Here is a 26,698-nt window from a genome sequence, read left to right as displayed (position 1 = left end):
AATTATTCGTCTCTAAGTGCTACAATAGGTCTAATTTTGGCCGCTCTGTATGCTGGAAAAAAGCCTGCCAAAGCACCAGCAAAAACAAGTAAAACAAGTGTTGTTAAAGCCACACTAAAATCAACCTGAGGATTTCTAAAATATTCACTTTCTACCATTGGCCCAACTACTTCAAGCAATAATAAACTAGCCAATAAACCAACGAAACCAGCAATAGTGGTAATAAAAATAGATTCGTGAAGTATCATCGAAATAATTGAAAATGGCGATGCACCAAGCGCTTTTCTGATTCCAATTTCCTTAGTTCGTTCTTTGACTATAATAAGCATAATATTACTAACACCTACAACTCCCGCAATAATTGTACAGATTCCTACCCACCAAAAAAACAATCTGATGTAAAGATTTAAATCGTAAAATTGTTTTGCATCCTTAACAGAATTATATGCATTTATACCACTATCATCATCGGGCGCTACAACATTTTTACTTCTAAGTAAAGCTTTTAAGTCTTCAGTAAATTTCTCTGATTGCGCTAATGCTTCATCATAATCATTCGTTTTCTTTAGAGTAAAAAAGATATTGCTTATTTTATCTCCTCCACCGTAAGCTCGCTGTACTGTTGTTTTAGGTAAATACGCACGAGCTTCTTCTCTTTCTCCTCCCGGATCTGTAAAGACACCTACTACCTTAAAGTTGACGTTATTAATAGCGATTTCTTTGCCTAAAGGATCTTTATCTTTAAACAAATCTGTTTTTACTTTCATTCCAATAGTGGCCACCTTTTCATTGTTTGCCAAGTCATTACTATTTATAAATCGGCCCTGAACAACTGTCAAATTTTCTACTGCCCCATAATCAGGATCAACTCCTCTGTATTGATAGCTTCCGGATTCTTTGCCATAAGTAAATGCGCCTCCCCAAAAATTATATGTAGCAGCACGTAACTCTAATTTATCTTCAAATTTCTGAACCGATTGTGAATAATCGCTATTTCTAAATTGAATTTGCCTTCCAGGATTTAATCCCTTATATTCTTTAGCTGTCGTTCCTGACCAAACTTCAACTATCCCGGCAGCATCACGTTCAAATTGTTTTTCAATTCCGTTTTGAAGCCCTTTACCTGCGCCGAGCAGGATCACTAAAATAAAAATTCCGGAAGCTACAGAAACTCCGGTAAGAAATGTCCTTAACCGGTTCTTAGAGATCGCTTCAAAGATTTCCTGCCAACGTTCAATATTAAACATAAGATGACGCTCTAACTTGTTCTACTTTTTTATCGTCTATAATTAATCCGTCTTTCAGGACCACATTCCTTTTACACATTGCAGCAATATCAGGTTCGTGCGTTACGATTAAAATTGTTTTTCCTTCATCGTTAATTCCCTGAATAAGTTCCATAACTTCATAAGAAGTTTTTGTATCCAAAGCACCGGTTGGCTCATCTGCCAATAGCACTTTAGGATTTGAAGCCAAAGCCCTTGCAATGGCAACACGCTGTTTTTGACCTCCTGACAGTTCATTTGGTAAATGATGAGAATGCGAACCTAAACCCACTTTCTCTAAATATTTCATAGCAATCTCGTAACGTTCTTTACGCTTTATCCCCTGATAATACAAAGGCATTGCAACGTTATCAAGTGCCGTTTTATAATTTATTAAATTGAATGATTGAAATACAAACCCCAAAAATTTATTTCGATATCGTGACGCTATTGTTTCGTTTAGATTTTTAATTGGAGTCTTATCTAAAATATAACTACCCGAATCTGCTTCATCCAAAATCCCTAAAATATTTAAGAGTGTAGACTTGCCAGATCCGGACGATCCCATAATCGCAACTAATTCTCCTTCTTCGATATTAAAATTAATTCCTTTTAACACATGCAATTCTGAACTTCCCATTTTATAGGACTTGTGTAAATCTTTGATTTCGATCATGGTATTGTTAAATTTTAAAACAATAATAACATTTTTTATAAGTAATTTATGGTAAGAAAACGTTAATAATTCCGTTTAGTTATTTCAATAAGACTCAATTCTGTATCTATTGTTACACTTTTTTAAGATTATATAATTGTTTTCTTAATTTTGCATCACTTAAAAAAATCTTAATGATGAAGTTTTTTTCAATTATCTCTTTGTTTACGGTACTTACTGCTATTACAAGTTGCTCTACAACTCAAAAATTAGAAACCTTAAAACCGGAACCGGATGATGCAAGTCCGTTAGTTTACGATGCAAATCCTTCTTTTATTAACTTACCCATAACGGTAAAGCTGAGTGACATTCAAAATCAAACAAATTCTTTATTGAATGGTTTAATTTATGAAGACAACGACATCGAAGATGATGATATCGAAATGAAAATCTGGAAACAGGCTCCGATAAAAATCCAGAATGATCCTGCAAACCCGAACAAAAAAATAAAAACAATTCTTCCTCTAAAAGCTACTATCAAATACAGAATAGGTACAAAAAAACTTGGAGTAGAACTTTACGATGTTAGAGAATTTAATTTAAATGGCGTAATCACTTTATCCAGCGAAGTAGCTTTGACGAACTGGAAATTAAACACTAAAACCGAATTCAAATCTTTGGACTGGAGTGAAAGCCCTACCATGATGGTATTTGGAAAAAGCATGCCTATTACTTATTTAGTAAATCCTGCGATTTCTATTTTTAAATCGAAAATTGAAAAGAAAATTGATGAGGCGATCGAAAAATCAATGGATTTTAAACCAAATGTTTTAACAGCATTAGAAAAAATATGTACGCCATTCCAGATGAGTGATACTTATGAGAGCTGGCTAAGAATTGTTCCTGTCGAAGTATATTCTACCAATGCCAAGCTTAAGAACGATTTGTTTTTATTAGACATGGGAATGAAATGCAATATGGAAACTATTGTAGGCAAACAACCTGAATCTAAATTCAGTGCCAGTAAAATTGTATTGAAACCCGTAACAAAAATTCCAAATCAAATTTCGGCGAATATTGCTGCAATTTCCACTTATATGGATGCTTCAAAGATCATGACCAAAAATTTTGCAGGTCAGGAATTTGGTTCAGGCGGAAAAAAAATTACGGTAAAAAATGTTTCTATTTGGCACAAAAATGGTAAAATGGTTATTGCACTTGATGTTTTAGGATCAATAAACGGAACACTTTACTTAAACGGAGTTCCGCAATACAACCCTCAGACAAAAGAAATTTATTTTGAAAACCTTGATTATGTTTTAGACACCAAAAGCAAGTTAATGAGAACTGCAAGCTGGCTGGGCCAAGGTTATATAGTAAGAAAAATGGAAGAAAGCTGCCGATATTCGATTCAGCCCAATTTAGAAGAAGGTAAAAAGACTATGGCCAATTATCTTAAAAACTATTCGCCAATGCCAGGTGTTTTCGTAAACGGAAAAATGGAAGACATTCAGTTTGATAAAATCCAGCTAACCAACCAGGCGATTATCGCTTTTATAAAAATAAATGGAACGGTAAATGTTTCTGTTGATGGATTGAAGTAAGCAAACAATTTAACTAAAAACAAAAAAGCAGAATAAAATTATTCTGCTTTTTTTGTTTTCGATTTGTACATTCTATAAACAAGAACTCCAATTACAACCACGAGTAAATAAGGAATTACCATCAAATAAACGATTCCGTTATTTACAGCCTCCGCTTTTTTCACATTAGAATCTCCAGCAAGTGCAGCACGACACATCGCACATTGAGCGTTAGCACTAAGAGAAAAGAAAATAGAGAATAGAACATAGAGGCATTTCGATAAAAAAGAACTCTTAAATTTGCCTTCTACTCTATTTTCTTTATTCTTTATTCTATTTTCTATTTTAAACATAATAAGGAGATATCATTAAGTAAACTATAACACCAGTAACCGCAACATATAACCAAAGCGGAAAAGTTATTCTAGCTATTTTTCTATGTCTGTCAAAACGTTTTGCAAGAGCTCTTACATAAGTGATTAATACCAATGGTATAATTGCAATAGACAATAAGATATGTGTTACTAAAATAAAGAAGTAAATATATCGTATCGCGCCTTCGCCACCAAACTTGGTAGAATCAGCAGTCATATGATAAGCCACGTACATGACCAAAAATGCAACCGATAATGCAATCGCAAAAGTCATTAAACGTTCGTGAAGCTTTTGTTTTCCGTTTTTAATAGCAATTACCGCCAAAACTAAAACAACAGCCGTAATACCATTTGTTGTCGCATAAATTGGAGGTAAAAACGAAAGCGGCTCAACATTAACACCAAAATCTTTTAATTTAACTCCGAACAAAATAGCCACTACAACCGGAATAATAATTGAAACCGCAACAATAAGTTTGCTATACTTTTTTTCTAATGAATGATCTTCCATTTTATTCTGCTAATAATATTTTAATATCTTCCTGAATATCTCTTACGCCTTTTTTATCCAGTCCGTCGTAATAAATGTTCGGATTTCCAAATTCATCTTTTCTGCAACGAATATTTCCATCTTTGTCAATCAATGCAAATAAACCTGAATGTTCGAAACCACCGCTTACTTTTTCATTCTCTCCCGCATAAAGATTAAACCCTTTATTTGATAAATCCATAATAGTAGCTTTATCGCCTGTTAGAAAATTCCAGTTAGAAGATTTTACTCCTAATAATTTCGCATGATCTTTTAGAACCTGTGGTGTATCGTGACTAGGGTCTATAGTGATCGAAACGATTCCAAAGTTTGGATTCCCAAAGAAAGTTTTCTCGATCTCTAACATGCTTAAGTTCATCTTTGGACAAATTGACGGGCAAGTTGTAAAGAAAAACTCCAGAACGTAAACTTTACCTTTATAAGTTTCGTTTGAAACTTTAATGTTATCCTGATTCGTTAACTCAAATTTAGGCGCCGGTCCTATTGTCATCAATTTAGCATCAGAGTTGGATTTCACTCCTACATTATCTAAACGATTCCCTTTTACAACTTCGCCTTTGTTTATTCTGTCAACAATTTTAGGTACGGCATAAATCCCGAATATTAAAATAATAAACGAAATTCCGATATATGATTTATTTTTAAACATGATATAAAGATTAAAGTTCTTTTGTTGCGTTGTGGTTCTTTTTTAGAGCTGCACGATATTCGTATAGAATTATTTTGAAATCGTCAAGCATTTCATTACTCAACTCAGAAGGATGAAAAGTATTATACCCCTCTTTATATTCTTCTTTATCTTTTCGCCCTCTTAAGTTTCGTTCTTTATCTACGATATAAACATTCGAAGTACCAAGGTTTTGATCTAACTTTCCTTGCAGATGCAATTGATCATAATACACTTTAATCTCTTCAGGAGAAGCAAAAACAAAATGCCAACCAGAAACGTCTGTAAAAGCGCCTAATGATTCAACAATTTTCTCCGCATCTTTCTCTGTTCCCAAAGGACAAACGACTACAAATTGTAAATCTTTGAAACCGTTGTAACGCTGATATATTTTTTCGTTTAGATTAAAAAAGTTACCTCTGTTTTTTAAAATCTCAGTTCCTGAAAAACCAAGAATGGTAATTTTATTATCTAAGGTTACTTTTTCTCCTTTAAGGGATTTCCAATTACCAAAGTCGGCAATTTTAGGAGTTATTGTGGGAAGTTTAGTAAAGCTATTTACACCTGAAGCAAAAAACAAATAGGCTACAATTGGCAAAACAAAAAGGACAAAGAGAACTATATTTTTTTTCATTTTATTACCGGAAGTTATTGAGGTACAAAAATAAAAAAATCCCGATGTTATCGGGACTCTTTTCGAATTAATATCATGTTAAAAATTCCATTTAATAGTAGAATCTTTAAAAACCCCATAAATATAATGTCCTTCTGTCAACAGAATAAACAATAAATATAAAACTAGGAAAATAACTGGTGAAACAACTGACCATCTAAGGCTGCTTTTTTCACCTTCCATGTGCATAAATGCCCATACTATATAATATGCTTTGAATATTGTAAGGATGTAAAAAATCCAGTTTAACAAATTCAAACCTAAAAAATGAGTAAACTCTAATGATGCTGGTTTTATAATACCAAGAATAACTTCTACTGTAGTTACTGCTGATAGTAATCCAAAAACAAACCAGATTCTTTTTGTATTTGATACGTGTTCGTGTGACATAATAATTAAAATCTAAAATTAAACTAAGTAGAAAACTGTAAATACAAATACCCAAACTAAATCGACAAAGTGCCAGTATAAACCAACTTTCTCTACCATTTCGTAGCTTCTTCTTTTTTCGTAAGTACCTAATAATACATTAAAGAAAATAATGATATTAATGATAATTCCTGAAATTACGTGAAAACCGTGAAATCCTGTAATGAAGAAAAAGAAATCAGCAAATAATTTACTTCCGTATTCGTTTCTGGTTAAGTTCGCTCCTTCTACTACATATTTTGCAGTATTTAAACGCTCTTCAGATTCTGCTCTGGATAAAACTGTTTTTTTCTTTTGCGCTGTAAGATGCTCTGTTCTTATTAATAATTCAGGGTGTGCTTTAAAACCCGCCTGAATATCTGCTACAGAATATGTTGGCAATGTTTCTGCACTTTCCATAAACCAGGTTGACTTAGCTCTTGTAAGTGCTTCCGGTTGATTTGGTAATTTTACAGCAAACTCTTCAAGAGCAACTCTTTTACCATCTTTATCAACGAATTGCAACAAACTTCCTCCTACTGTTTCAACAGCACCATATTCACCTTTAATGAAGTTTTTCCATTCCCAAGCCTGAGAACCAACGAATATAATACCTCCAATAATAGTTAAAAACATGTAGATTGCCACTTTTGTTTTTTTCATTTGATGACCTGCATCAACAGCCAAAACCATTGTTACAGATGAGAAAATCAAAATAAAAGTCATTAAGGCTACATAATACATTGGAGCCGAAACACCGTGCATAAATGGGAAGTGAGTAAACACTTCATCAGCCAAAGGCCATGTTTCGATAAATTTAAATCTAGAAAAACCATAAGCTGCTAAAAATCCAGAGAATGTCAGGGCATCTGATACGATAAAAAACCACATCATCATTTTACCATAACTTGCTCCTAATGGCTGGATCTCATGCCCGCCTCCCCAAGTTTTTTCGTTGTTTGCAGTAGTAACTGTCGCTTCCATAAAAGATATTCGTTAAAAAGTTCCCAAATTTACGTTTTTTTCTTATTTAAAGAAATATAAAAATAAAAATAAATATACCCATAATAAATCCAAAAAGTGCCAATACATCGCACCTAGTTCTATACCAAGAGTTTGAGTCGAATTGTATTTTTGTTTAAAATGATTATAAATTATAATTAAAAGTGAAATCAAACCTCCAGCCAAGTGTAATAAGTGCGTTACCGTAACTACATATAAAAAAGTTGTAGTAATTGAGCTACCTTCTCCAGTAAAATAATAACCGCTTTTTACAATTTGTCCAAAACCTACAAACTGTAAAACCACAAATAAAACCCCTAAAGCTAATGTACCCAAAAGCAATGCTGTAGTCGCGCCTCTGTTATCTTTTTGAATGGCTTTTTTAGCCAGATAAAAAGTAATGCTACATCCCAAAATTACGGCTGTACTATAATAAAATGCCGTTGGTAATTCAAAATTCTTCAACCAGTCGGCTCTGGATTTACTTACCACAAATGCGCTTGTAAGTCCGGCAAACATCATTGTCATGCTCACCATTGCAAATAACAAAATCAGTTTTGCTGATTTCGCTTTTCTTAATTGCTCTTCACCTGTTGTCATTGTCATTGTCATTTCCATAACTATCTTAAAAATTTATCTACTATAAATACTATTTGCAGTAACGAAATATATGAAACGCTCACCAGCATTAATGTTCTTGCCGCTTTTGCAGTTCGCAACTGATACAAACGCACTGCGTAAAATAACATCCATAAACCTAACAAAAAAACTAATATTGCTGCAACTGGCGTTATAAATAATTGTCCTGTAAATCCTAAAGAAGGCAACAACGATGCTATTATAAGCCAAACTGTATATAAAATAATCTGCAAAGCAGTCTTTCTGTCTTTTCTACCTGTTGGTAACATAAATATAGCAGCCTTCTCGTAATCTTCATATAAGAACCAGCCAATTGCCCAGAAATGAGGAAACTGCCAGAAAAACTGAATTAAAAAAAGTGTTCCTGCCTCAATACCAAACTCTCCTGTTGCCGCAACCCAGCCTAACATAAAAGGAATTGCACCCGGAAAAGCACCCACAAAAACCGATAACGAAGTTACTGTTTTTAAAGGTGTATAAACACTTGTATATAAAAATATTGAAATCGCTGCAAACATTGCCGACTTTGCATTGATGGTATACAATAATGCAATACCAATAATGGTTAGCAAACTCGCTACAAATAACGCCATTTTTGGAGACATTCTACCTGAAGGAACAGGACGATTTTTCGTACGATCCATTAATGAATCGATATCTTTTTCGATTACCTGATTAAAAGCATTAGAAGCTCCAACCATGCAATACCCACCAATCATCAAAACCAGTAAAACGCTCCATTTAAAAGGATGTTCATCATTAACACCTAACAAATATCCGGCAATCGAAGAGAATAATACACTGATCGCTAAACCAGCTTTGGTAATCTCTTTGAAATCGTTAAATATTGATTTTATTGAAAATGTATTTTTAGTAGCGTTCAATACGGTATTTGTTTGTATGTTTTTTTTGAGTGGTGCAAATGTACAAATTAGATTGTAGAATACTTACCTATAAAATTAGATTTTTTTCAATAAAACCTTTACAGAATAAGGACTTGCAAATCTTTAACATAATTATTTCGAAAAATCTTATTAAAAACTAGTAATCAAAATACCAGTTAAAGATATCTGAACGCAATCCTATCGTGAACCAGGTTGTGCTTTGCTTAAAAGTTGTTGCCGTTTCTTGTGTAGGATCAAAATTTCTATACAGGAAACTTCCAAAAAACTTGAGATTTGTCATTGGGTTTACCACATAACCTCCCTGAATATCGGCAATAAAAACATTTGTTTTATTTCCCTGACCTACTTTTACCCCTTTGTCATATGGTCGGTCTACATCGTAACTTTTGTAAATATTCCCTCCGTAGTTATAACTGTCTTCGGCAGTGTCAAAATCTAACCCTCGCTTACCAACTGTAAATTTAGCATCAGCATAATAACGTCCTTTATGATAACGTCCAATTGCGACAAATTCTTCAAAATTACCACCCCACTGATGTCCAATACTTTGATTATTATGTCCGTAATTGGTAATTACAGCACTATGCGAATACACATATGGACGTACATGATTGTACTCTAACTGTAGTAATAAATCTTTTATCTTAAAAGCATTGAAGTATTTTGCCCCTAACTGATATCCGAATTTATTTTTCCAGCTATTTTCTCCTCCAGCCATATCTCCTACTGAAAATTCATCCAATAAAAACTGAGCATATAAGTTTACATTGTTATTCCATTTGTATTTTCCTGACATTCCCAAAAGTGCGTTTCCACTTCTTGAAGATGACGAAAACTCTACTGAACGATAAAAAATAATCGGGTTCACGAAATTAATATCAAAACCTCTGTTATTAGTATCTGTCCAGACTACAGATTCAAAAAATCCTAAATTCAGTTTGTTCGACACATTCCAGCTTAAATAATGATTCGCCATGAATTTTGTCGCGTAGGTTTTTTCTAATGTAACATCAGGACGAACATCCTTAAGCCACATATAGGTGTTGGTGTATTTTATTTTCCAGAAATTGGTGTTGATTTTAAAATAAGGATACGGACTTGCTCCGTCACTTTCGAACAAAGAACGATATCCGTCTCCAATAAAATTTCTTCCGTAACCTAACTGAAAATCAAAAAACTTACTTGGAGCAAAAGTAATATTGGCCTCTGCTAAAGGAAAATCGTAAGCATCTGTTTTAAATCGTTTCGCAATTCCCATACCGGGAATAATGGCAGGATTTCCTCCTGAAGGTTTTAGTGTTTCGGCATAATCATTAAAATAACCTGCAAATCGTCCCTGACTTTCAAAAACTGTTGTTGTAAAATTAAGGTTCTTACCTAAACCTCCCCTAAAATTTAAGGCACGTGTATTTACATAAGTGTACGAAGCATCTATATCTGAGGCTTTACCCATTTGTAAATCAACAATAGGATTTAAGGACAGCCAATAATCTTCGCCCTGAATCTGAACCAGATTTTCGTTCCAGAATTTTCTTCCTAACCAAGTCGAAACATTTTTCTGAAGTGATTCGTTTACCGCTTTTAAGCTGTAATATTTAGAAACCTCTGCATAGGTATATGGTTTTGATGCGGTGTGATTATTACTCCCAACCTGATTCATGGCGCCATCAAATTGCGCATAGTAACTGTGTGAGAATGGAATATTCAGATGACTTTCGAATTCCGGATTATTGTATTTTTTATATACAATACTGTCCAGCTCTGTCATTGGTTTTTCTACCGGTTTTAAAATTTGTGCTGCAGCCAAAGCTTCTTCAGCAATTTGATCTGCACTTTTTAAAGGAATATCAATTGAAATTGTGTATTTTGAATAAGTTGGTTTTCCGTTATAAGTCGATGGTTTTATTTTGGGGAATTTTCCAAAAACACGTTTCGCTTCTTCTGATAATGCATCATTGGCAGCATTCACATAAATTACTTTAAACTCTCCATTGGCATCTACTTCAAAAAGTACTTTTACTTCGCCTTTGTAATTTGCTTGTTTTAAATTTTCAGGAACTTCAAAGTTTTGAAATACAAAATCCTGAACTTCTTTATAAAAACAGTTCTCTAATTTTTTTGATTGTAAATTTTCGCAGTTTGGAAAAACAGGAAATTGTTCTGAAGTAAAACCCTGTTTAATCGAAGAATTGCTCTCTTGTGAAAAAGCTGACAAGGCAGAAAATGTAAAAATAAAAGATAAGAAAATCTTATTCACGTAAATGTAGGTTTTCATTTAATATTGATTTGTGGTATTTTCTCCGTTTGCAATTGCTTTTGCAGCCGAAGTTCCGATTCGTTTGACTCCTAAACGAATCATTTCTATTGCATCATCATAAGACCTGACTCCTCCGGCAGCTTTTACTGGCAAAGGGGATGCATTTTCTAACATCATTATAATCGTAGGAACTGTTGCTCCGTTGGGCAAATCATTTTCAGTTTTATAAAAACCAGTTGAAGATTTTACAAAAACCGATGCATAATCATCTTCTTTGAAATGGGATATTACCACATTTTTTATCAATGCCGAAAGCTGAATAATTTCTTTATCCGTTAGGGCTGCAACTTCAATAATCCATTTTACTGTTTTATTATTCGCAAGACCAATTTGTGTTCCTATTAGGATTTCCTGTTTTACCAAATCAGTTTCTCCGTTTTTAAAAGCTTCATAATTGCACACAAAATCAAGATCGTCTGCTCCGTCTTCGATGGCTTTATTGGCTTCTTTAATTTTAGTTTCCAGATTTTCTTTTCCTTCCGGAAAATCGATTACGGTCCCTACCAATAAAGTCGAATTGGCTTTCAAAATCATTTCCTTAGCCAAAACTACATGTTCAGGACGGATCATTATTAACTTAAAACCTTCATCAATCGCTTCCTGAATTGCATTCTTAACCACGATAGTATTTTCTGCTTCCGAAAGTTCGGCTTGCGAGGCAGTTTTTAAGTAGGTTGAATCTAAATATTGCTTAACATTCATGATGATATGGAATTGCGACAAAAATACATTTAAAATTCAGAAAAAAACACACTTTTTAGAGCTTGATTTTTTGGCAACAAAAAACCCACCGAAGTGGGTAATTATATTCTTATATTTTATCGATTTGCTTTTTGAAAGCTATTGCAGTAAAAACTCCAACTACAGCTCCAAGTGCATTTGCTAAAACATCAGTTACGTCAGACGCTCTTGTGACTGTAAAAACACCTTGCAGGATTTCGATTGTAATTCCAAAAAAAACAGAAAATATAAACGAAATCAGATAAGCTTTATAATCATCAGGAGCTTTACCTTTAAGTTCTTTTTTGAAGAACAAAATCCATGATATTGTAAATCCAAAATGAAAACAAAAATGTACAATTTTATCTATACTCGGAAAACTTACAGCAGGAATATTACTTGAATCCGTTAAACAAAAATAAGTAATAATACCTGAGCATAATATTGCCCAGAGCAACAGGAATTGTTTAGGCACCGATAAGTTGTTTGTAAGCTTCGTCAGATAATAATGAATCTATTTCTGATGCATCAGCAATTTTTATTTTAATCATCCATCCAGCTCCGTAAGGATCAGAGTTTACTGTTTCCGGAGCACTCTCAAGACTGTCATTAAAAGCAATAATTTCTCCTGTTAAAGGTAAAAATAAATCAGATACTGTTTTTACAGCTTCAACTGTTCCAAAAACCTCATCTTTATCAAGGGTCTGATCTAAAGTTTCTACTTCAACATACACGATATCTCCTAACTCTTTTTGTGCAAAATGAGTAATTCCTACAGTTGCAACATCTCCTTCGATGCTTACCCATTCGTGATCTTTTGTGTACTTTAAATTTGCTGGTATGCTCATAATACTATGTTTGAAAATTGATAATTTAATAATTAAGCCACAAATGTAATAATCTTCTAATGAAATCCGGTTTAGAAACTAAAAAATTAATTTCCGAAATTATATCGAAGTGTAAACCCTGATCTAATGTTCGTTAAAGGAAATGATGTCGAAATTACTGCTTTTGAGAACGAATGATCGTAATAGAATATTGCAGTAAGGTTTTTACTGAACGAATAATCTGCTGTAAGTTTTAATGCCCATATATTCTGCCCTGCCGCCAATTGATTGTTGTCATAATCTAAATAACGTACCAGTGTTTCATTTTTTCTAAGCGAAAAATCTGCCTTGATATTAATGTCACTTTTGATAATTCCGGTTGGGCTGTCAGCAAGTCTTGATGAGAAAATAACATCTTTAAAACGATATCCCATCCCAACGATATACTCCATACCTTTTACTTCTGTCAATAAATTATTATCAAAACTCATTGATAAAGCTCTGTCTTTTTTAATTTCAGTAAGGATTCTTAACGAACTTTTCAGCTCAAAATCTACCCTGATAAGCGGACTAAACTGCTCTACCAAATTGACATTGGACATGATGGTTTTATTGAAGAAATTGGTATTAACATCTTGCCCGTCAGGTTTTTCGGTATAATCAAAATTAGACCTAAACTGGTTTATCGTATAGGATGCACGGTAATTGTGCTGTAATGAAAAACGCTTAAACTTATCCTTAAAATATTTATAACGCATTAAACCATTATATTTCACACTCCAGTTTGGAATAGGGAAATTTTTAAAAATACTAGTTGAGCTATTTGAAGCATCACCTCCCGAATAAGCTGCTAAAAATGCAGGTAGCAAAACAGCCTGATTACTTTTTGTAAACCCTATAGGATATCCCTGATTGGAAGCATAGATTTTATAATTAGGATCTGTTTCATCCGTAATAGTATTATTGGCATCTCCATATCTTGGAATTACTGTTCCGGCACCATAGCGTTCTTCTGCCAAACGGTTTGCTATCACTAAACGGTTCTGTCTAAAATCATCAAAAGCTGAAGATTCAGTTGCACTACTTGTCGAAAATGCGGTTTTAATTAATACAGTAGAAATCGAGAACATTCCGTATGTATAAGGCGATAGTGGTGTATAATTTCCGTCGATAACACTATATTGCTCCGATGTATTTTCAGAATAAGCACGATCCATAGCCAAATCAACTTTTAAATCCGGCAGTAAATCGATATTCGCTGTAACTTTTAAAAGCTTATTAGTTACCTGTGTAAAACTTTGATTAAAATCCTGATAATCGGTCAGCCAGCCTCTTTTTGCAGCTTCATAACGCACATCATCCTGGCTTCCAAAAATAAATCCTAAAGTTGGTCGTGATGTCCCAAAGAAACCTACGCCCGGCGTATAACCCGGTAAAACGGTACCGCTATTTTTAGTATAGTTAACCTGAATATTTTTTATACTGGTCAAAATACCAATCATACCATCATAAAACGGACTGCTGCTTGTTACTGGTTTTGCCGTATTTACAATTTTCTCTCCCGGTTTTGGCGGCGCTGCCGGTTTTGGTTTTGCAGCTGATTTTGATCCTGGCGTTAATCCCAAATATTTGTATAACGTATTCATGCTTAAAGTTGTCGTAAGCGTATTTGAATTCGCATTTTGAATTGTATTTCCTAAATTATAAGTAGAGAATGATCCATCAGGATTTTGCTCCTCATATTCAGAAAATGCAGTAGAAGAGCGCTGCCAGTTATAATCAGCCGTATAAGAATAAGACGCTTTTACGAAACTAAAAACCGGAATTTTATTAATAGGAATTTCATAATTCAGCACTAATTGCTGTAAGTGCTGATTCGGAGTTCCAATATCCAGATAATCGTCCCAAATATTAAAATCTTCTTTTGGGGTGTTATCATCATTTAAAAAGTTTCTCACTATATTATTCGATGCCGCGGTATAATTTAATTTTAACGATTTTGTCAAATTATAACCAAAACCATATTGATAATTAAAGGCAAAATTTCTTCTGAACAAAGGATCAAGACCAATTCCCTGCACTTCGACTTCTCTAAACTGCTGACGGTTACTTTGTCTTAAAATATTGGTATTAAAAGAGACATTAGAAGGAAGGTAATTAAAATTAAAATCACTTAACAATTTCCAATATTCACTTTTTTTCATGAATTTAGTTTGCTTGAAAGGCACTATTTCTTTTGGCTGAAAAGTATAAGCATAATTTACAGCTGTATTCGATTGCTCATCAAGATAACTTTCTACTTCATAATCATGACGCTCTACCTGATTATATGATTGCGAGAATGTAAAATTTTCAACATCATAAACATGTGGTTTTTGCTCCGGCGCCCTGTCTTTTCTTACTCCAATAAAATTGATGCTTCTTCGTTTTGTGTAATCTACCGCACGGGTTCTGATATTTTCTCTTTCTGCCGCATCAGTAGTTTCTCTTAATAACTGATCTAACTTTATATCCTGATTAAACGGATCGTATTCCGGCGTAATTACTTCTTCTCCGATAGCATAATTAAAAGGAAGGTTTATTCCCCATTTAGGAGGTAATAATTTACCTAAATTGATATTGGTTACAATATTATATTGCTGGATATCTTCACGATCTCTTTCATTTGCACCTTGCTCTAAAGATCCAAAACCAATCGTACTCTTTTTACCTGTAGCAGAAACTGTCGCAAAATCGGCCATATTGGTATCAATATTCAATATTGCAGCCATCCCGCCTTTATTCTCCAAATCAGCTAAACGAAGTTCATTAAACCACACTTCTCCTTTTAAACCTTTATGATCTGTTTTGCTCTTGACACCTACCATTAAATTTCGAACCAAACCAAAATTAGGATTTCCTTTTATTCCTAGTGTAAGTTTACCATCTCCGTCTCCGCCTGCAGCATCCGGATCATTATCAGGATAATATATTCCATTAATATCTCTTTTACCTGAATTAATATCAATAGACATGGCCTTAATTTTCATTCTGGTCAATAATTCAAGTGCTAAGTCAATATTGTTATCTTCAAGCCATACCTGATCAGGACTTATAGCACAAGATCCTCCGGTTCTGGTTACTTTCAACGGAATTTCGACTTGATAAAAGTTTTGTGTAAAGTCATTTCCAAAACGAATGAAACCAATCATTTCGTTATCTTCCAATGTATTTTCGTTAGGTAAAGATTCAGCATGTAAAAACATTTTTAATTTTTTATACTGACGCATGTCAACACTTACATTTTTAAAGACTGCTCTTGAATCCTGATATTGTAAACCCGAACCACCAACACGCAACGCCAACGCTTGTTCGTTTTGATTGATAATAGTGTTGTTATTGTATAATTGCTCTCTCTGAACTCCTGGAGGAACAACATAATTTACAGGACATTTTGTACCGTTTTCCTGAATATTAACTGCTGAAACGTCAAACTCAGTACCATCATTAGTTGGGTCGGTATCATTTGCATCTAATGTCCCAGTATATCTTCTCCACTCACCTCTTACTAAATCTAAAGCTCCAAAACGTACGGTCATCTGGCTGCTAAAACCAGTCATAAACATACGCATGAATCGAATAGACCTGAAATCTGTAATATTACCAATTGTATTTTGTGGCTGAGCAACCGGAATTTTAAACTGAATCCATCTTGCTGTTGTTGTTGATCCGTTTGGCAATTCGACATTACTTACATCACGAATATCTGTAATATAATTTTGTCCCACTTGCATCCCGGGTTTCAAATCGATACTATATTCGTAATACGCATTGATCGTGCTCATTGTATTATCACGATTAATATCCTCAACATCAGGCAACGTTGTTGCCCCTCTATTTGGATCATCTATACTTACTGCTGAATTACCTTCGGTGCCATTATAATTTTTATAGCGTTCAAGGACTCCTCCTTCAGTATTTAAGTAATAGGTATAATCATCTGCCGCCGGATCTGCTTCTCCTGCATAATTGGTGTAAACCTCTCCCTCTCTTGAACTTGGCAAACCATCTAATCCAATATCCTGATTTCTACGATTTTCAGCATTGGTATCAAACGCATAAATTAATGATTGTGATGCGGGAACATCTCCCCAGAGTGGTCGTGGATTTACCATAATCTGACCTGGACCTAAACCATTCTCATATTGTTTTCTTCCGTCTTTTAATACGTCTTCAGAAATTTCACCTAAGTTAAAATAGATTTTTCCTGAATTACTCGCTGGTGCTTCTGCATTTCCAACATATGGATCTAAAACCCAAAACTGAATATACTCGACATTTCCTTGTTCAAAATTCGTTGAATTTAAAGCTCGCATAATTCCTCCAAAATTTGAACTTGCAGGGCTTGTACCAAAATTTGGGTTGTTATTGTAAGGTCCTCTATCAGATGGATAATACGTTAAGTCAAGTGTATTGATTACCTGAATTTGTCCCTGAGCAATATCTGTATTTGGATACAATTCTCTGCTGTAAACACGTCTTGTTGTATTTAATGACAAATCATCATTTGAGATACCAGATGGTTTTGAGGAATAAAAAATAGGATCAATGGTATACCATGATAATTTTGCACGTTTAAAACCGTAATCTAAAGCGCTAGAACTTGCATTGAAGGTATTGTCGTTTATAGAATTTACAAAGGGGGTCGAAGCTAAACTCCAGGCATATGCAGAACGCATATCGATTGTCGATTGTGAGCCTTCGAAATCATCTACATAAATTGTTGCTTCTCCTTCAAAATCACTTGCTTTTGGTGCATCAGGTCTTAAAAAAGCTACTTCTCCTCGTATCGAAAGATTCGATGGAACATCAGTATCAATGTTTGGTAATTTATTTACTAATCGGGTTAAAAAAGGAACTTCAGTAGAATAATTTCCATTAAATCCAAAAATGGTATTGTTTACAGATTCCTGTCCATAACTCGATTTTTGAGTAAATGGTCTTTCTGTCATTTTTAAATAGGTTCCCCCGATAACAAAATTCTCAGAAATTTTATGTTCGACGTTGAATCCCATAAATCTTCTGGTTTGTTGCCCAAAGATCGAATTGTTTTCTAACGATACTTCAATTGGTGTATTGGATGCCTGAAGGGAGGGGTCTAATATCTGAACGCGGCCCAATTGATAATCGACACTATAATCTATACCTTCTACCAATCTTCTTCCTGCAGCCATTACGACAACAGAACCTTGAGGAACGTTAAACGCACCAATTGGAATACCATTGCTTCCTGATGATTTGTATTTTCCTCTTAAAAGGAATTTATTTTTATCACTGTCCTGTAAAGCTCCGGATTGTGTGTTTTTATACATGTTTCTAAACACGTATTTCTGTTGATTTGCGTTGTATGTAGTAGGATCATTATAACTTTCGCCAGATCCTGCGTTTTGCAATTTTTTAAATATAAGTTCTCCAAACGGCTCTTTGGTGGTAAAAATAATTCGTCCGTTTTGCACGTCTACTGTTACTCCAGGTATATAATCAAAGAAACCATCTCCGCCAGTTTGCGGATCGTTATTATAGTTTAATCGGTCTAAATTAAATACATTTAACAAAGGTGTCTGATCGACCTTGTTATCTGCTGTTGGGTTGGTTGGAAAAGTACTTCCCTGAACAGGCGTTATATAATTTATTGGAGAAGGATCTGTATAAAGTATGTTTAATCTAAAATCATCTTGTTTGATTTGGTAAGCCTGCGGAATTTGATACACGTTTTTCATCATCAGGTTCCAAACCGGATTTTGAACATTTGTCAAATTACTTTTCAGCATTTTTAAAACCAAACTTTGTGTAATAATGGCCTGGTTTGCATTGTTGTTTCCTGTTACTACAGTCCCGTCAACTCCATCACTACCAAATTCTCCAACCTGATACACTTTTCCTCCTATTGTATATTCGAAGGCTACAGCAAGGATTTCATCATTTGCAAGACGTTGTTGCAAAGAGATGTATCCTAATTGTGCATTAAAAGTAAATTCGTTTGTTGTTAACTTTCTGGCATTTTCAAGGACAGAATAATCTGTAGCTTCACTTGTATTAGCGTTATTGAATCCGGATTTTGCTGTTACAATTTCTCTAATATTCGAATTTAAAAAAGCACCTGGCTGACCAATTGTCGCCGGATCGTATTTGTTATTTCTATTATCTGTTGGTGAATCTATAGGATTATTAAAAAAGCCCGTTGTAGGAGTTACTACAACAATTTCATTATCAGGGATACCCGTCATTTGCCCTTCACCTAAATCCTGAAGTGCTATAATATTTCTTAAGTTATTGTTGTTGGTGCTTACTCTGTTTTGTTTATTGGTCACCCAAACCTCTATTCTTGTAATCTGGACACGGCTGTCGATAAATGGATATTTTAGTAAAGAAGCGTCGTATTTGTTTCTAAAATATTGTGATAAGAAAAAATGCCTGTCATTATCGTAGTCCAAAGCATATAAATCGAAGTTTTGCACTGTTCCGCCACCTTCTGCAACTATACTCTTTGTTTGTGACTTCTGTTCTGAGAAAACACCCGTTACGGTTGTCTTACCAAATTGCAGCTGTGTCTTAACCCCAAACAAACTTTGGGCGCCACGAATCAGTGTGCTATTTAATGGCATACTCACGTTACCTACTTCTACTTTTTGAATAATATCATCTTCATCGGGTGTATAAGCCAGTTTAAACAAGTTTTGAAAAGCAAATGTAGACTGAGTATCATAATTGGCATTTACCTCTAATCTGGTTCCTACTTTCCCCATTAAGCTCATACTGATTCTCTGATCAAAATCAAAAGTAAGACTTGATCTGTTTCTTGGAGAAAAAGAAGGATTATCTTGTTTGGTGTATCGAACACCCAAATCCATTTCTACTGATCCTGTGGGCTTTACATCGATTGTATTGCTACCAAAAACGCTTTCAAAAAGACTGGAATTAATGTAATATCGAGGTAATAGATCTTTTTTCGCAGCTTCACTTCCGGCCTTTTTGCCATCAATTGCATCTGCTTTTTTTCTAAAGTAATCTCTTCTGGATTCTTTAAGAACCAAGTCTTCGTATTCCTTTGGAGTTAATATAATAGGGTAATTGATTGAAAAGCCATCAACTGAGTTGGTATAAATATAGCGATCAGTAATTGGATCGTATTTATAGGCTGAGATTACACTTGGTGGATCTTGCAGTTCGATTTTACCAACAGAGAATTGAGTTTTCGTTGTATCTTTAACCGCTGGATTTACTTGCGCACGCAAAACATTACAGCAAGACAAAAACAGTAAAAAAATACAAATTTTACGCATACAATTCGTTTATATAAATAGAATTTAAAGGCTTTTTAAAGCTCTCTTAATGATTGTCTCTACAGTAGCTTCCGGGTCTTCTTTTACAATTTTCTCTACTACTTTTTCTGAAGTTTTTCTAACAAATCCTAAAACTTCCAAAGCAGATAACGCTTCATCTCGATTTGTATTGTTTTGAACCACTGAAACTTCATCTAAATCATACAACTTTAACACTTTTTCCTTTAAATCAAGGATAACTCTTTGTGCTGTTTTGTTTCCAATACCTTTTATTGACTGTATTGTAACAACATCTCCAGAGGCGATTGCGTTAATAATTTGCCTTGGCTCAATTGAGGATAACATTGTTCTTGCAATGTTGGCTCCTATTCCGGAAACAGACAATAACATTCTGAATATTTCTCTCTCCGATTTCTCTACAAAACCAAATAAAGTATGCGCATCTTCTTTAATTTGAAGATGCGTATACAGTTTTATATTTTCTACATTAGGAATTAATGAAAAGGTATGTAAGGATATATTAACCTGATACCCAACACCTCCACAATCAATTACGACCTCGGTAGGATTTTTCTCCACTAATTTCCCCTGTAAATGTGCTATCATAGTATAATTTATTAGGGTCAAATATAATAAAAATGCAATAAAAATACGACAATATTATTCGATCCTTATTTTTTATACTATTTCGCTAATTTATTTTTTTTATTTTCTTTTTCCTGAGCGTCAATTACCGCTATTGCTGCCATATTTACCATTTCTTCGACACTTGCTCCTAATTGAAAAATGTGGACTGGTTTGCCCATTCCCATCATAATTGGTCCAATTGAGTTTACTTTATTCAACTCTTTCAGCAATTTATAGGTAATATTAGCCGATTCTAAATTAGGAAAAATCAAAGTGTTTACTTTTTTACCTGCTAATTTAGAGAAAGGAAATTTTTCTGCCAGCATTTCCTGATTTAATGCAAAATCTGCCTGAATTTCTCCATCAACGATCAAATCCGGATGATTTTTATGCAAATAGGCTACTGCTTCTCTCACTTTTGAAGCACTTTGACTTGGTGAAGAACCAAAGTTTGAGAATGAAACCATTGCAATAACCGGTTCAACTCCAAACATTTTAGCTGTTTTGGCCGTCATAATCGCAATATTAATTAAATCTTCTGCTGATGGATTTATGTTAATTGCTGTATCTGATAAAAACATAGGACCACGAGCAGTCAACATCATATTTGCGGTTGCCACAAGTGAAGCTCCGGGCGCTTTTCCTATTAACTGCAACATTGGCTTTACCACACTTGGATAACTTCTTGTATGACCTGTTACCAACGCATCTGCTTCACCTTCATTTACCATCATTGCTGCAAAATAGTTTCTTTCGCGCATAAATTTCTGAGAGTCAAGTAGTGAAACACCTCTTCTTTCTCTTGTTTCCCAATATGAATTTGCAAATTTGTTTCGTCTTGCTTCTTCTTCGTTTGTTTTAGGATCAATAATCTCCAATTCAGCATCAAAACCTAATTCTGCTTTAAGCTCTAATATTACTTCTTTATTTCCTAATAAAATTGGAAAACCAATTCCGTCCTCATAAACAATCTGAGCTGCTTTTAATACATTTAATTGATCTGCTTCAGCAAAAACAATTCGTTTAGGATCCATTTTAGCACGGTTGGTAATCAAACGAACCATTTTATTATCATTCCCCATACGTTCGCGAAGCACTTCTTCATAAGCTGCCCAGTCTGTAATAGGGTTCTTAGCCACTCCTGAATCCATAGCTGCTTTTGCAACAGCAGGTGCCACTATCGTAATCAATCGTGGATCAAATGGTTTAGGGATAATATAATCTCTACCAAAACCTAATTTTGTCGCGCCATATGCCACATTTACCTGCTCTGGAACTGGTTCTTTTGCTAATATCGCTAATGCTTTTACCGCTGCCATTTTCATGGCTTCGTTAATTTTAGTAGCTCTGACATCCAATGCTCCTCTAAAGATATATGGAAAACCTAAAACGTTATTTACCTGATTAGGAAAATCTGAACGCCCTGTAGCCATAATAACATCTTTACGAGTTTCTGTGGCTAAGTTATAATCGATTTCCGGATTTGGATTTGCCATTGCAAAAACAATTGGATTGTCTTTCATTGACAATAACATTTCAGACGACAAAATATCTCCTGAAGATAATCCGATGAAAACATCTGCACCTTTTACAGCTTCTGCTAATTCAATTTTTGCTCCGTCAACAGCGTATTTTAATTGAAGTTCTGATAATGAAGGATTGTCTTTTGTTAAAAGTCCTTTACTATTAAACATTTGTATATTTTCGACTTTTACGCCTAGCAATACATATAAATCTGTACAAGCGATCGCTGCCGAACCTGCTCCGGAAACTACCATTTTTACGTCTTCGGCTTTTTTTCCTGCTAATTCAAGTGCATTGATTAAAGCTGCCGAGGAGATAATTGCTGTACCGTGCTGATCATCATGCATTACAGGAATATCCAATTCTTCTACCAATCTTCTTTCGATTTCGAAAGATTCCGGTGCTTTGATATCTTCAAGATTAATTCCTCCAAAAGTTGGAGCAATATTTTTTACGGTCTGAATAAATTCTTCGATATCTTTTGTTCCGATTTCAATATCAAAAACGTCGATATCAGAAAATATTTTAAACAACAATCCTTTTCCTTCCATTACTGGTTTAGAAGCTTCCGGGCCAATATCCCCAAGTCCTAAAACAGCTGTACCGTTTGAGATAACGGCAACTAAATTTCCTTTTGCTGTATATTTGTAAACATCGTCTACGTTTGCTGCAATTTCTAAACATGGTTCTGCAACTCCCGGCGAATAAGCCAAAGACAAGTCTCTTTGGGTTGCGTATTTTTTTGTTGGAACTACCTGAATTTTTCCTGGAGTTGGTTCTGAGTGATACAGTAACGCTTCTCTTCTTTTACTCTCTTTGTTCATTTATTTTAGCTTTTATTCTAGCTTACAAAGATATAAGTCTTGGTTTAAAATGGCGTATTTTTAAAGTTTTCTTTTCTTAAAATAACGTTTAGATCAACCAAAAAAATAGTCCACTATTGTTTGGACTATTTGATAAAGCTTGTTTTTTGAATTTCTGTTACTGAGAAATATAGGAGTTTAAGTGATTTATGGTATCTTTTTGAATTTCAATAATTGCTTTTACGACATCACTTATAGAAACTATTCCTACTACTATCCCATCTTCCAAAACTGGTAAATGCCTGATTCTTTTCGTACTCATTAGTTCCATACAATTTTCTAAATTATCCGAAAGTTTTACCGAAAAAACGTTGCTTTCCATAATTTCATGAACAAAAGTCTCTTTTGATGACTTATCTTTCAATACAATTTTTCGAGCATAATCCCTTTCAGACAATATTCCTTTTAAATCGTTATCATCGATAACAAGGATTGCACCTATGTTTTTGTCTCCCATCACTTTTAAGGCTTCATAAACAGTTGTTGTTGAAAGAACTGAATAAACATTTTTCCCTTTTGCGTTTAGTATTTGATTTACAGTCATATCTGAAAAATTTTAGATCTATAAAGTTAGAAAAAAATGCATATATACAACAACGAAAACGTTTTTTTAGAACTTAACACATTCATTTTAAACATAATAAGCTAAATTCTCTTTTAGGTGTATTTTAACTTAAAAAAATGAATGAATTTTAATACTTTTTTAAGAAAAACGCAATGTTTTTTAATCATTACAGATTTATTCCAAACAAAAAAGGACTTTTCTAGTTTTAGAAAAGTCCTTTTTACTTTTTTATTGGTATGTTACATATTAGTAACAATAAATTCACTGCGTCTGTTTTGCTGATGTTGTGCTTCAGAACATTTCACGCCATCGGCACATTTATTTACTAATTGTGTTTCTCCGTATCCTTTCGCTGTTAATCTGCTTGCATCAATTCCTTTTTGTATCAGCCAATTCTTCGTTGATTCTGCTCTTTTGTCTGATAAAATCTGATTACTTTCGGTCGATGAACGACTATCTGTATGCGAACGAATATCTAATTTTATTGTTGGATATTGTTTTAGCATATCCACAATTTTCTGCAATTGAGGCTCAGATGTTTTTTTGATTGTTGCTTTTCCTAAATCAAAAAAGTTCATCGGGATTTTTAATAATTTTCCTAAATCGGTTCCAACTGTAATATTAACCTTAACTGCTTTAATAGAATTTGTTGCTTTTATTACAACCGGAATTGCAATTATAGGTTTTGGTTTCTTTTCTAAAGCTATTGGCAAAGAAACTGAACCTGTTGCTTTTTTCAGGGTCACAGAAACTTCTTTAAACAAATAATCTTCTTTGGATGTTTTTATAAAGTATTTTTTTCCGCATTTTACATTCGAAAAAACATAATTTCCGTTAGCATTAGATTTTGCTTCAACGGCAGATTTACCAGCTTCATCAAATAAAATTAAGTTTACGTTTGAAAGAGTTTCATTTGTTTCTGCATCAGTAATTGTACCTGATAATTCCTGCTCACAAATAAGTCTTCGGGTCTCGGTAAAACGATAAATATCATCAAATCCGTGTCCGCCTTCTCTATTCGAAGAAAAGAAACCATTTCTGTTTTTGCTATTAATTATAAAAGCAAAATCATCCTGTTTACTATTTATTGGCTCTCCTAAGTTTTGTACTTCATCATAAGAACCGTCTTTATTTATTTTCGAAACAAAAACGTCAAGTCCGCCTAAACCCGGTCGTCCGTCGCTGGCAAAATAAAGTTCATTATCCTCAGAGATAAAAGGAAAAGTTTCTCGTCCTTCTGTATTAATTGAAGCACCTAAATTTTCTGGTTTACCAAAGGTTCCATCCTCATTTACACTTACCTTAAACAAATCAGATTGCCCTAATGTTCCCGGCATATCTGATGTAAAATATAAGGTTTTATCATCGCTGCTTAAAGCAGGATGTGCCACACTGTATTGATCACTATTAAAAGAAAGTTCTTCGATATTTATCCATTCACCCTCAATTAAACTGGCTTTATATAGTTTTAATAACGTAATTTCCTTTTCGTTTGCCCCTCTTTTTCCGTTTAAAAAATTGTTTCGGGTAAAATACATTGTTCTTCCGTCTTTTGTAAAAACAGGAGTTGACTCGTTGAATTTAGTATTTACTTTTTTCTGAAAAAGTTTGGGAATTCCAACACTTCCATCCGACATTAATTCGGCAGTATATAAATTAGTAAAGGATTTATTGGTCCATTTAAAGTTTTTCTTTACTACTGCTCCTGTATCTCTGGCTGATGTGAAAACTAATTTATTGTATAAGAAAGTACTTCCGTAATCTGAAAAATTAGAATTAACTCCGGCATCTGCAATTTCGTATCTTCCGGAATTAAACTTTATTTCTTCTAAATAATTTTTGTTCATTTCAAATAAAACACCTCTTTGATCAGTGTTTGTTTTTTGATTGAACTTTTCTAAAATCGAATCTGACTTAGAATAGTTTCCTGCTGATTTTAAACATTGTGCATATCTGTACAAGTACTCCGGTTCTTGCTGCTCATTCATGCTAAATAACTGATCGTACCAGTGTAAAGCTTGTACGAATTCTGAATTAAAATAATAGGAATTACCCAGGCGCTGAAACATTTTTTCGTCTTTATAACCTTTGTTGGCAACAATTTCATATGCTTTTATAGCATCTGCATAAGCATACTCATTGTACTTTTTATCAGCCTCTATTGTCTTAGATGTTTGCGCATTTATCTGGCAAAAAAAACTTAGAAAAAAAATAGTAAAACTTAAATTTTTAATTCTCATAGTAGGTATTATTAGAAGAATCTTGGAGATATCATTTTATTATAATTATTAAAGAATTCAAAACGAAGGAAGATTTCGTGCGATCCAGAATTGTACTTTCTTAAATTTGTTGTTTCATGATCATAACCATATCCTATATATAAGCCATCTGTTACCTGAAATCCCGCCATAGCGCTTAGTGATGCACTCCATCTATATACAAGACCCACTACAAATTTATCATTGAACATAAAGTTACCCGAAACATCAACCTGCAAAGGAGCGCCCTGAACCATTTTTGTTAATAACGCGGGTTTGAATTTTATGTACTCTAAATGGTCTAAATTAAAGACGTAACCTGCCATAAAATAGTAGTTTATTTTATCTTTAAATATTGCAGTATCATTATCATCGTATCTGCTTGTTTCGATAAAATTAGGCACGGATAATCCTAAATATGCTTTATCTGAATGCCAATAAATACCTGCTCCTATATTGGGTGTGATTTTATTGTTTAAATCCTGAAATTGCGGATCACCCTGAGTTTCGGGAGTTAATTTATTCATATCTAAATTAAAAAGATTAGCTGTGGCTTTTATCCCAAAAGAAAGTTTATAGGTTTCAGATGTTGGAACTGTGTATGACAAATCTGCTGACAAAGTATTTTCGTTTGTTGGTCCAATTTTATCGTTTACTAAAGAAACTCCTAATCCTAAATTGCTATTATTTAAAGGTGTATTTATTGAGAAAGTACTGGTTTCAGGAGCTCCGTCGAGTCCAACCCATTGTGTACGATATAGCCCAAAAACACTTAAAGCTCCGCGAGAACCTGCATATGCAGGATTTATCGCAATGGTATTGTACATATATTGTGTATACTGAGAATCTTGCTGCGCTGAACACACAACCGTGAAAAACATGAAAATTAAAATTATCTTTTTCATTTAAGAAGGCTTTTTAAAAGCAGTTCAGTTTTCCACCAAACCGCTCATA

The 26,698-nt window shown here is 34.0% G+C and carries 21 protein-coding genes; 1 reads left to right on the top strand and 20 read right to left on the bottom strand.

Features of this window, described 5'->3' with window-relative positions:
• Positions 1 to 2: 2 nt before the first annotated feature.
• Both B0M43_RS08525 and B0M43_RS08520 read right to left on the bottom strand, forming a co-directional pair.
• On the bottom strand, positions 3 to 1,247 hold the full coding sequence (locus tag B0M43_RS08525) for an ABC transporter permease (RefSeq protein ID WP_078008680.1): 1,245 nt from the start codon (positions 1,245 to 1,247) through the stop codon (positions 3 to 5).
• Complete coding sequence (locus tag B0M43_RS08520; protein WP_078008681.1) at positions 1,240 to 1,941, bottom strand: ABC transporter ATP-binding protein; 702 nt, start codon at positions 1,939 to 1,941, stop codon at positions 1,240 to 1,242. Before B0M43_RS08520 ends, B0M43_RS08525 begins: the two co-directional genes overlap by 8 nt.
• A gap of 176 nt (positions 1,942 to 2,117) precedes the next feature.
• Here B0M43_RS08520 and B0M43_RS08515 point away from each other — a divergent pair, with 176 nt between their 5' ends.
• Complete coding sequence (locus B0M43_RS08515; RefSeq protein WP_065452047.1) at positions 2,118 to 3,524, top strand: DUF4403 family protein; 1,407 nt, start codon at positions 2,118 to 2,120, stop codon at positions 3,522 to 3,524.
• 38 nt (positions 3,525 to 3,562) lie between these two features.
• Here the strand turns inward: B0M43_RS08515 and B0M43_RS08510 are convergent, their stop codons facing one another.
• The 18 genes from B0M43_RS08510 to B0M43_RS08425 form a co-directional block, all read right to left on the bottom strand.
• The gene (locus tag B0M43_RS08510; RefSeq protein ID WP_065452046.1) at positions 3,563 to 3,856 is read right to left on the bottom strand and encodes a hypothetical protein; all 294 of its coding nucleotides are present in this window, start codon (positions 3,854 to 3,856) and stop codon (positions 3,563 to 3,565) included.
• Positions 3,849 to 4,388, bottom strand: a complete 540-nt coding sequence (locus tag B0M43_RS08505; RefSeq protein WP_078008682.1) for a DUF420 domain-containing protein — start codon at positions 4,386 to 4,388, stop codon at positions 3,849 to 3,851. Before B0M43_RS08505 ends, B0M43_RS08510 begins: the two co-directional genes overlap by 8 nt.
• A 1-nt stretch (position 4,389) precedes the next feature.
• A complete protein-coding gene (locus tag B0M43_RS08500; protein ID WP_065452044.1) occupies positions 4,390 to 5,076 on the bottom strand; it encodes an SCO family protein in 687 nt (228 codons plus the stop codon).
• Positions 5,077 to 5,086: 10 nt separating this feature from the next.
• Positions 5,087 to 5,728: a hypothetical protein gene (locus tag B0M43_RS08495; RefSeq protein ID WP_078008683.1), complete on the bottom strand. Its 642-nt coding sequence runs from the start codon at positions 5,726 to 5,728 to the stop codon at positions 5,087 to 5,089.
• A gap of 78 nt (positions 5,729 to 5,806) precedes the next feature.
• Entirely contained in the window at positions 5,807 to 6,157 is a 351-nt protein-coding gene (locus B0M43_RS08490) for a cytochrome C oxidase subunit IV family protein (RefSeq protein ID WP_065452042.1), read from the bottom strand.
• Between the two features lie 18 nt (positions 6,158 to 6,175).
• Positions 6,176 to 7,159: a cytochrome c oxidase subunit 3 gene (locus B0M43_RS08485; protein WP_065452041.1), complete on the bottom strand. Its 984-nt coding sequence runs from the start codon at positions 7,157 to 7,159 to the stop codon at positions 6,176 to 6,178.
• Positions 7,160 to 7,201: 42 nt separating this feature from the next.
• Positions 7,202 to 7,789: a cytochrome c oxidase subunit 3 gene (locus B0M43_RS08480; RefSeq protein ID WP_065452212.1), complete on the bottom strand. Its 588-nt coding sequence runs from the start codon at positions 7,787 to 7,789 to the stop codon at positions 7,202 to 7,204.
• An 8-nt stretch (positions 7,790 to 7,797) separates the two neighbouring features.
• On the bottom strand, positions 7,798 to 8,700 hold the full coding sequence (gene cyoE / locus B0M43_RS08475; RefSeq protein ID WP_078008684.1) for a heme o synthase: 903 nt from the start codon (positions 8,698 to 8,700) through the stop codon (positions 7,798 to 7,800).
• 157 nt (positions 8,701 to 8,857) lie between these two features.
• Positions 8,858 to 10,996, bottom strand: coding sequence for an energy transducer TonB (locus B0M43_RS08470; RefSeq protein ID WP_243397524.1), 2,139 nt, complete (start codon positions 10,994 to 10,996; stop codon positions 8,858 to 8,860).
• A complete protein-coding gene (deoC, locus tag B0M43_RS08465; protein WP_078008685.1) occupies positions 10,997 to 11,740 on the bottom strand; it encodes a deoxyribose-phosphate aldolase in 744 nt (247 codons plus the stop codon).
• Positions 11,741 to 11,849: 109 nt separating this feature from the next.
• Positions 11,850 to 12,215 carry a VanZ family protein gene (locus tag B0M43_RS08460; protein ID WP_246860211.1) on the bottom strand — a complete coding sequence of 122 codons (366 nt, stop codon included), beginning with the start codon at positions 12,213 to 12,215 and terminating at the stop codon, positions 11,850 to 11,852.
• Positions 12,216 to 12,225: 10 nt separating this feature from the next.
• The gene (gcvH, locus tag B0M43_RS08455; RefSeq protein ID WP_056188370.1) at positions 12,226 to 12,606 is read right to left on the bottom strand and encodes a glycine cleavage system protein GcvH; all 381 of its coding nucleotides are present in this window, start codon (positions 12,604 to 12,606) and stop codon (positions 12,226 to 12,228) included.
• An 86-nt stretch (positions 12,607 to 12,692) separates the two neighbouring features.
• Positions 12,693 to 19,907: a cell surface protein SprA gene (gene sprA, locus B0M43_RS08450; protein WP_065452038.1), complete on the bottom strand. Its 7,215-nt coding sequence runs from the start codon at positions 19,905 to 19,907 to the stop codon at positions 12,693 to 12,695.
• Positions 19,908 to 19,931: 24 nt separating this feature from the next.
• Positions 19,932 to 20,513, bottom strand: coding sequence for a Holliday junction branch migration protein RuvA (ruvA, locus tag B0M43_RS08445; RefSeq protein ID WP_065452037.1), 582 nt, complete (start codon positions 20,511 to 20,513; stop codon positions 19,932 to 19,934).
• Positions 20,514 to 20,590: 77 nt separating this feature from the next.
• Complete coding sequence (locus B0M43_RS08440) at positions 20,591 to 22,882, bottom strand: NADP-dependent malic enzyme (protein WP_078008687.1); 2,292 nt, start codon at positions 22,880 to 22,882, stop codon at positions 20,591 to 20,593.
• 157 nt (positions 22,883 to 23,039) lie between these two features.
• Positions 23,040 to 23,465 carry a CBS domain-containing protein gene (locus B0M43_RS08435; RefSeq protein WP_065452035.1) on the bottom strand — a complete coding sequence of 142 codons (426 nt, stop codon included), beginning with the start codon at positions 23,463 to 23,465 and terminating at the stop codon, positions 23,040 to 23,042.
• Positions 23,466 to 23,725: 260 nt separating this feature from the next.
• Positions 23,726 to 25,726, bottom strand: coding sequence for an OmpA family protein (locus B0M43_RS08430; RefSeq protein ID WP_078008688.1), 2,001 nt, complete (start codon positions 25,724 to 25,726; stop codon positions 23,726 to 23,728).
• Positions 25,727 to 25,737: 11 nt separating this feature from the next.
• Complete coding sequence (locus tag B0M43_RS08425; protein WP_078008689.1) at positions 25,738 to 26,649, bottom strand: type IX secretion system membrane protein PorP/SprF; 912 nt, start codon at positions 26,647 to 26,649, stop codon at positions 25,738 to 25,740.
• Positions 26,650 to 26,698: the final 49 nt, after the last annotated feature.

It is taken from the genome of Flavobacterium sp. KBS0721 (genome assembly GCF_002007065.3).
GTDB lineage: Bacteria > Bacteroidota > Bacteroidia > Flavobacteriales > Flavobacteriaceae > Flavobacterium > Flavobacterium piscis.
Note: the sequence above shows the minus strand (reverse complement) of the source record. Positions and strands in the feature narration are given on the sequence as shown.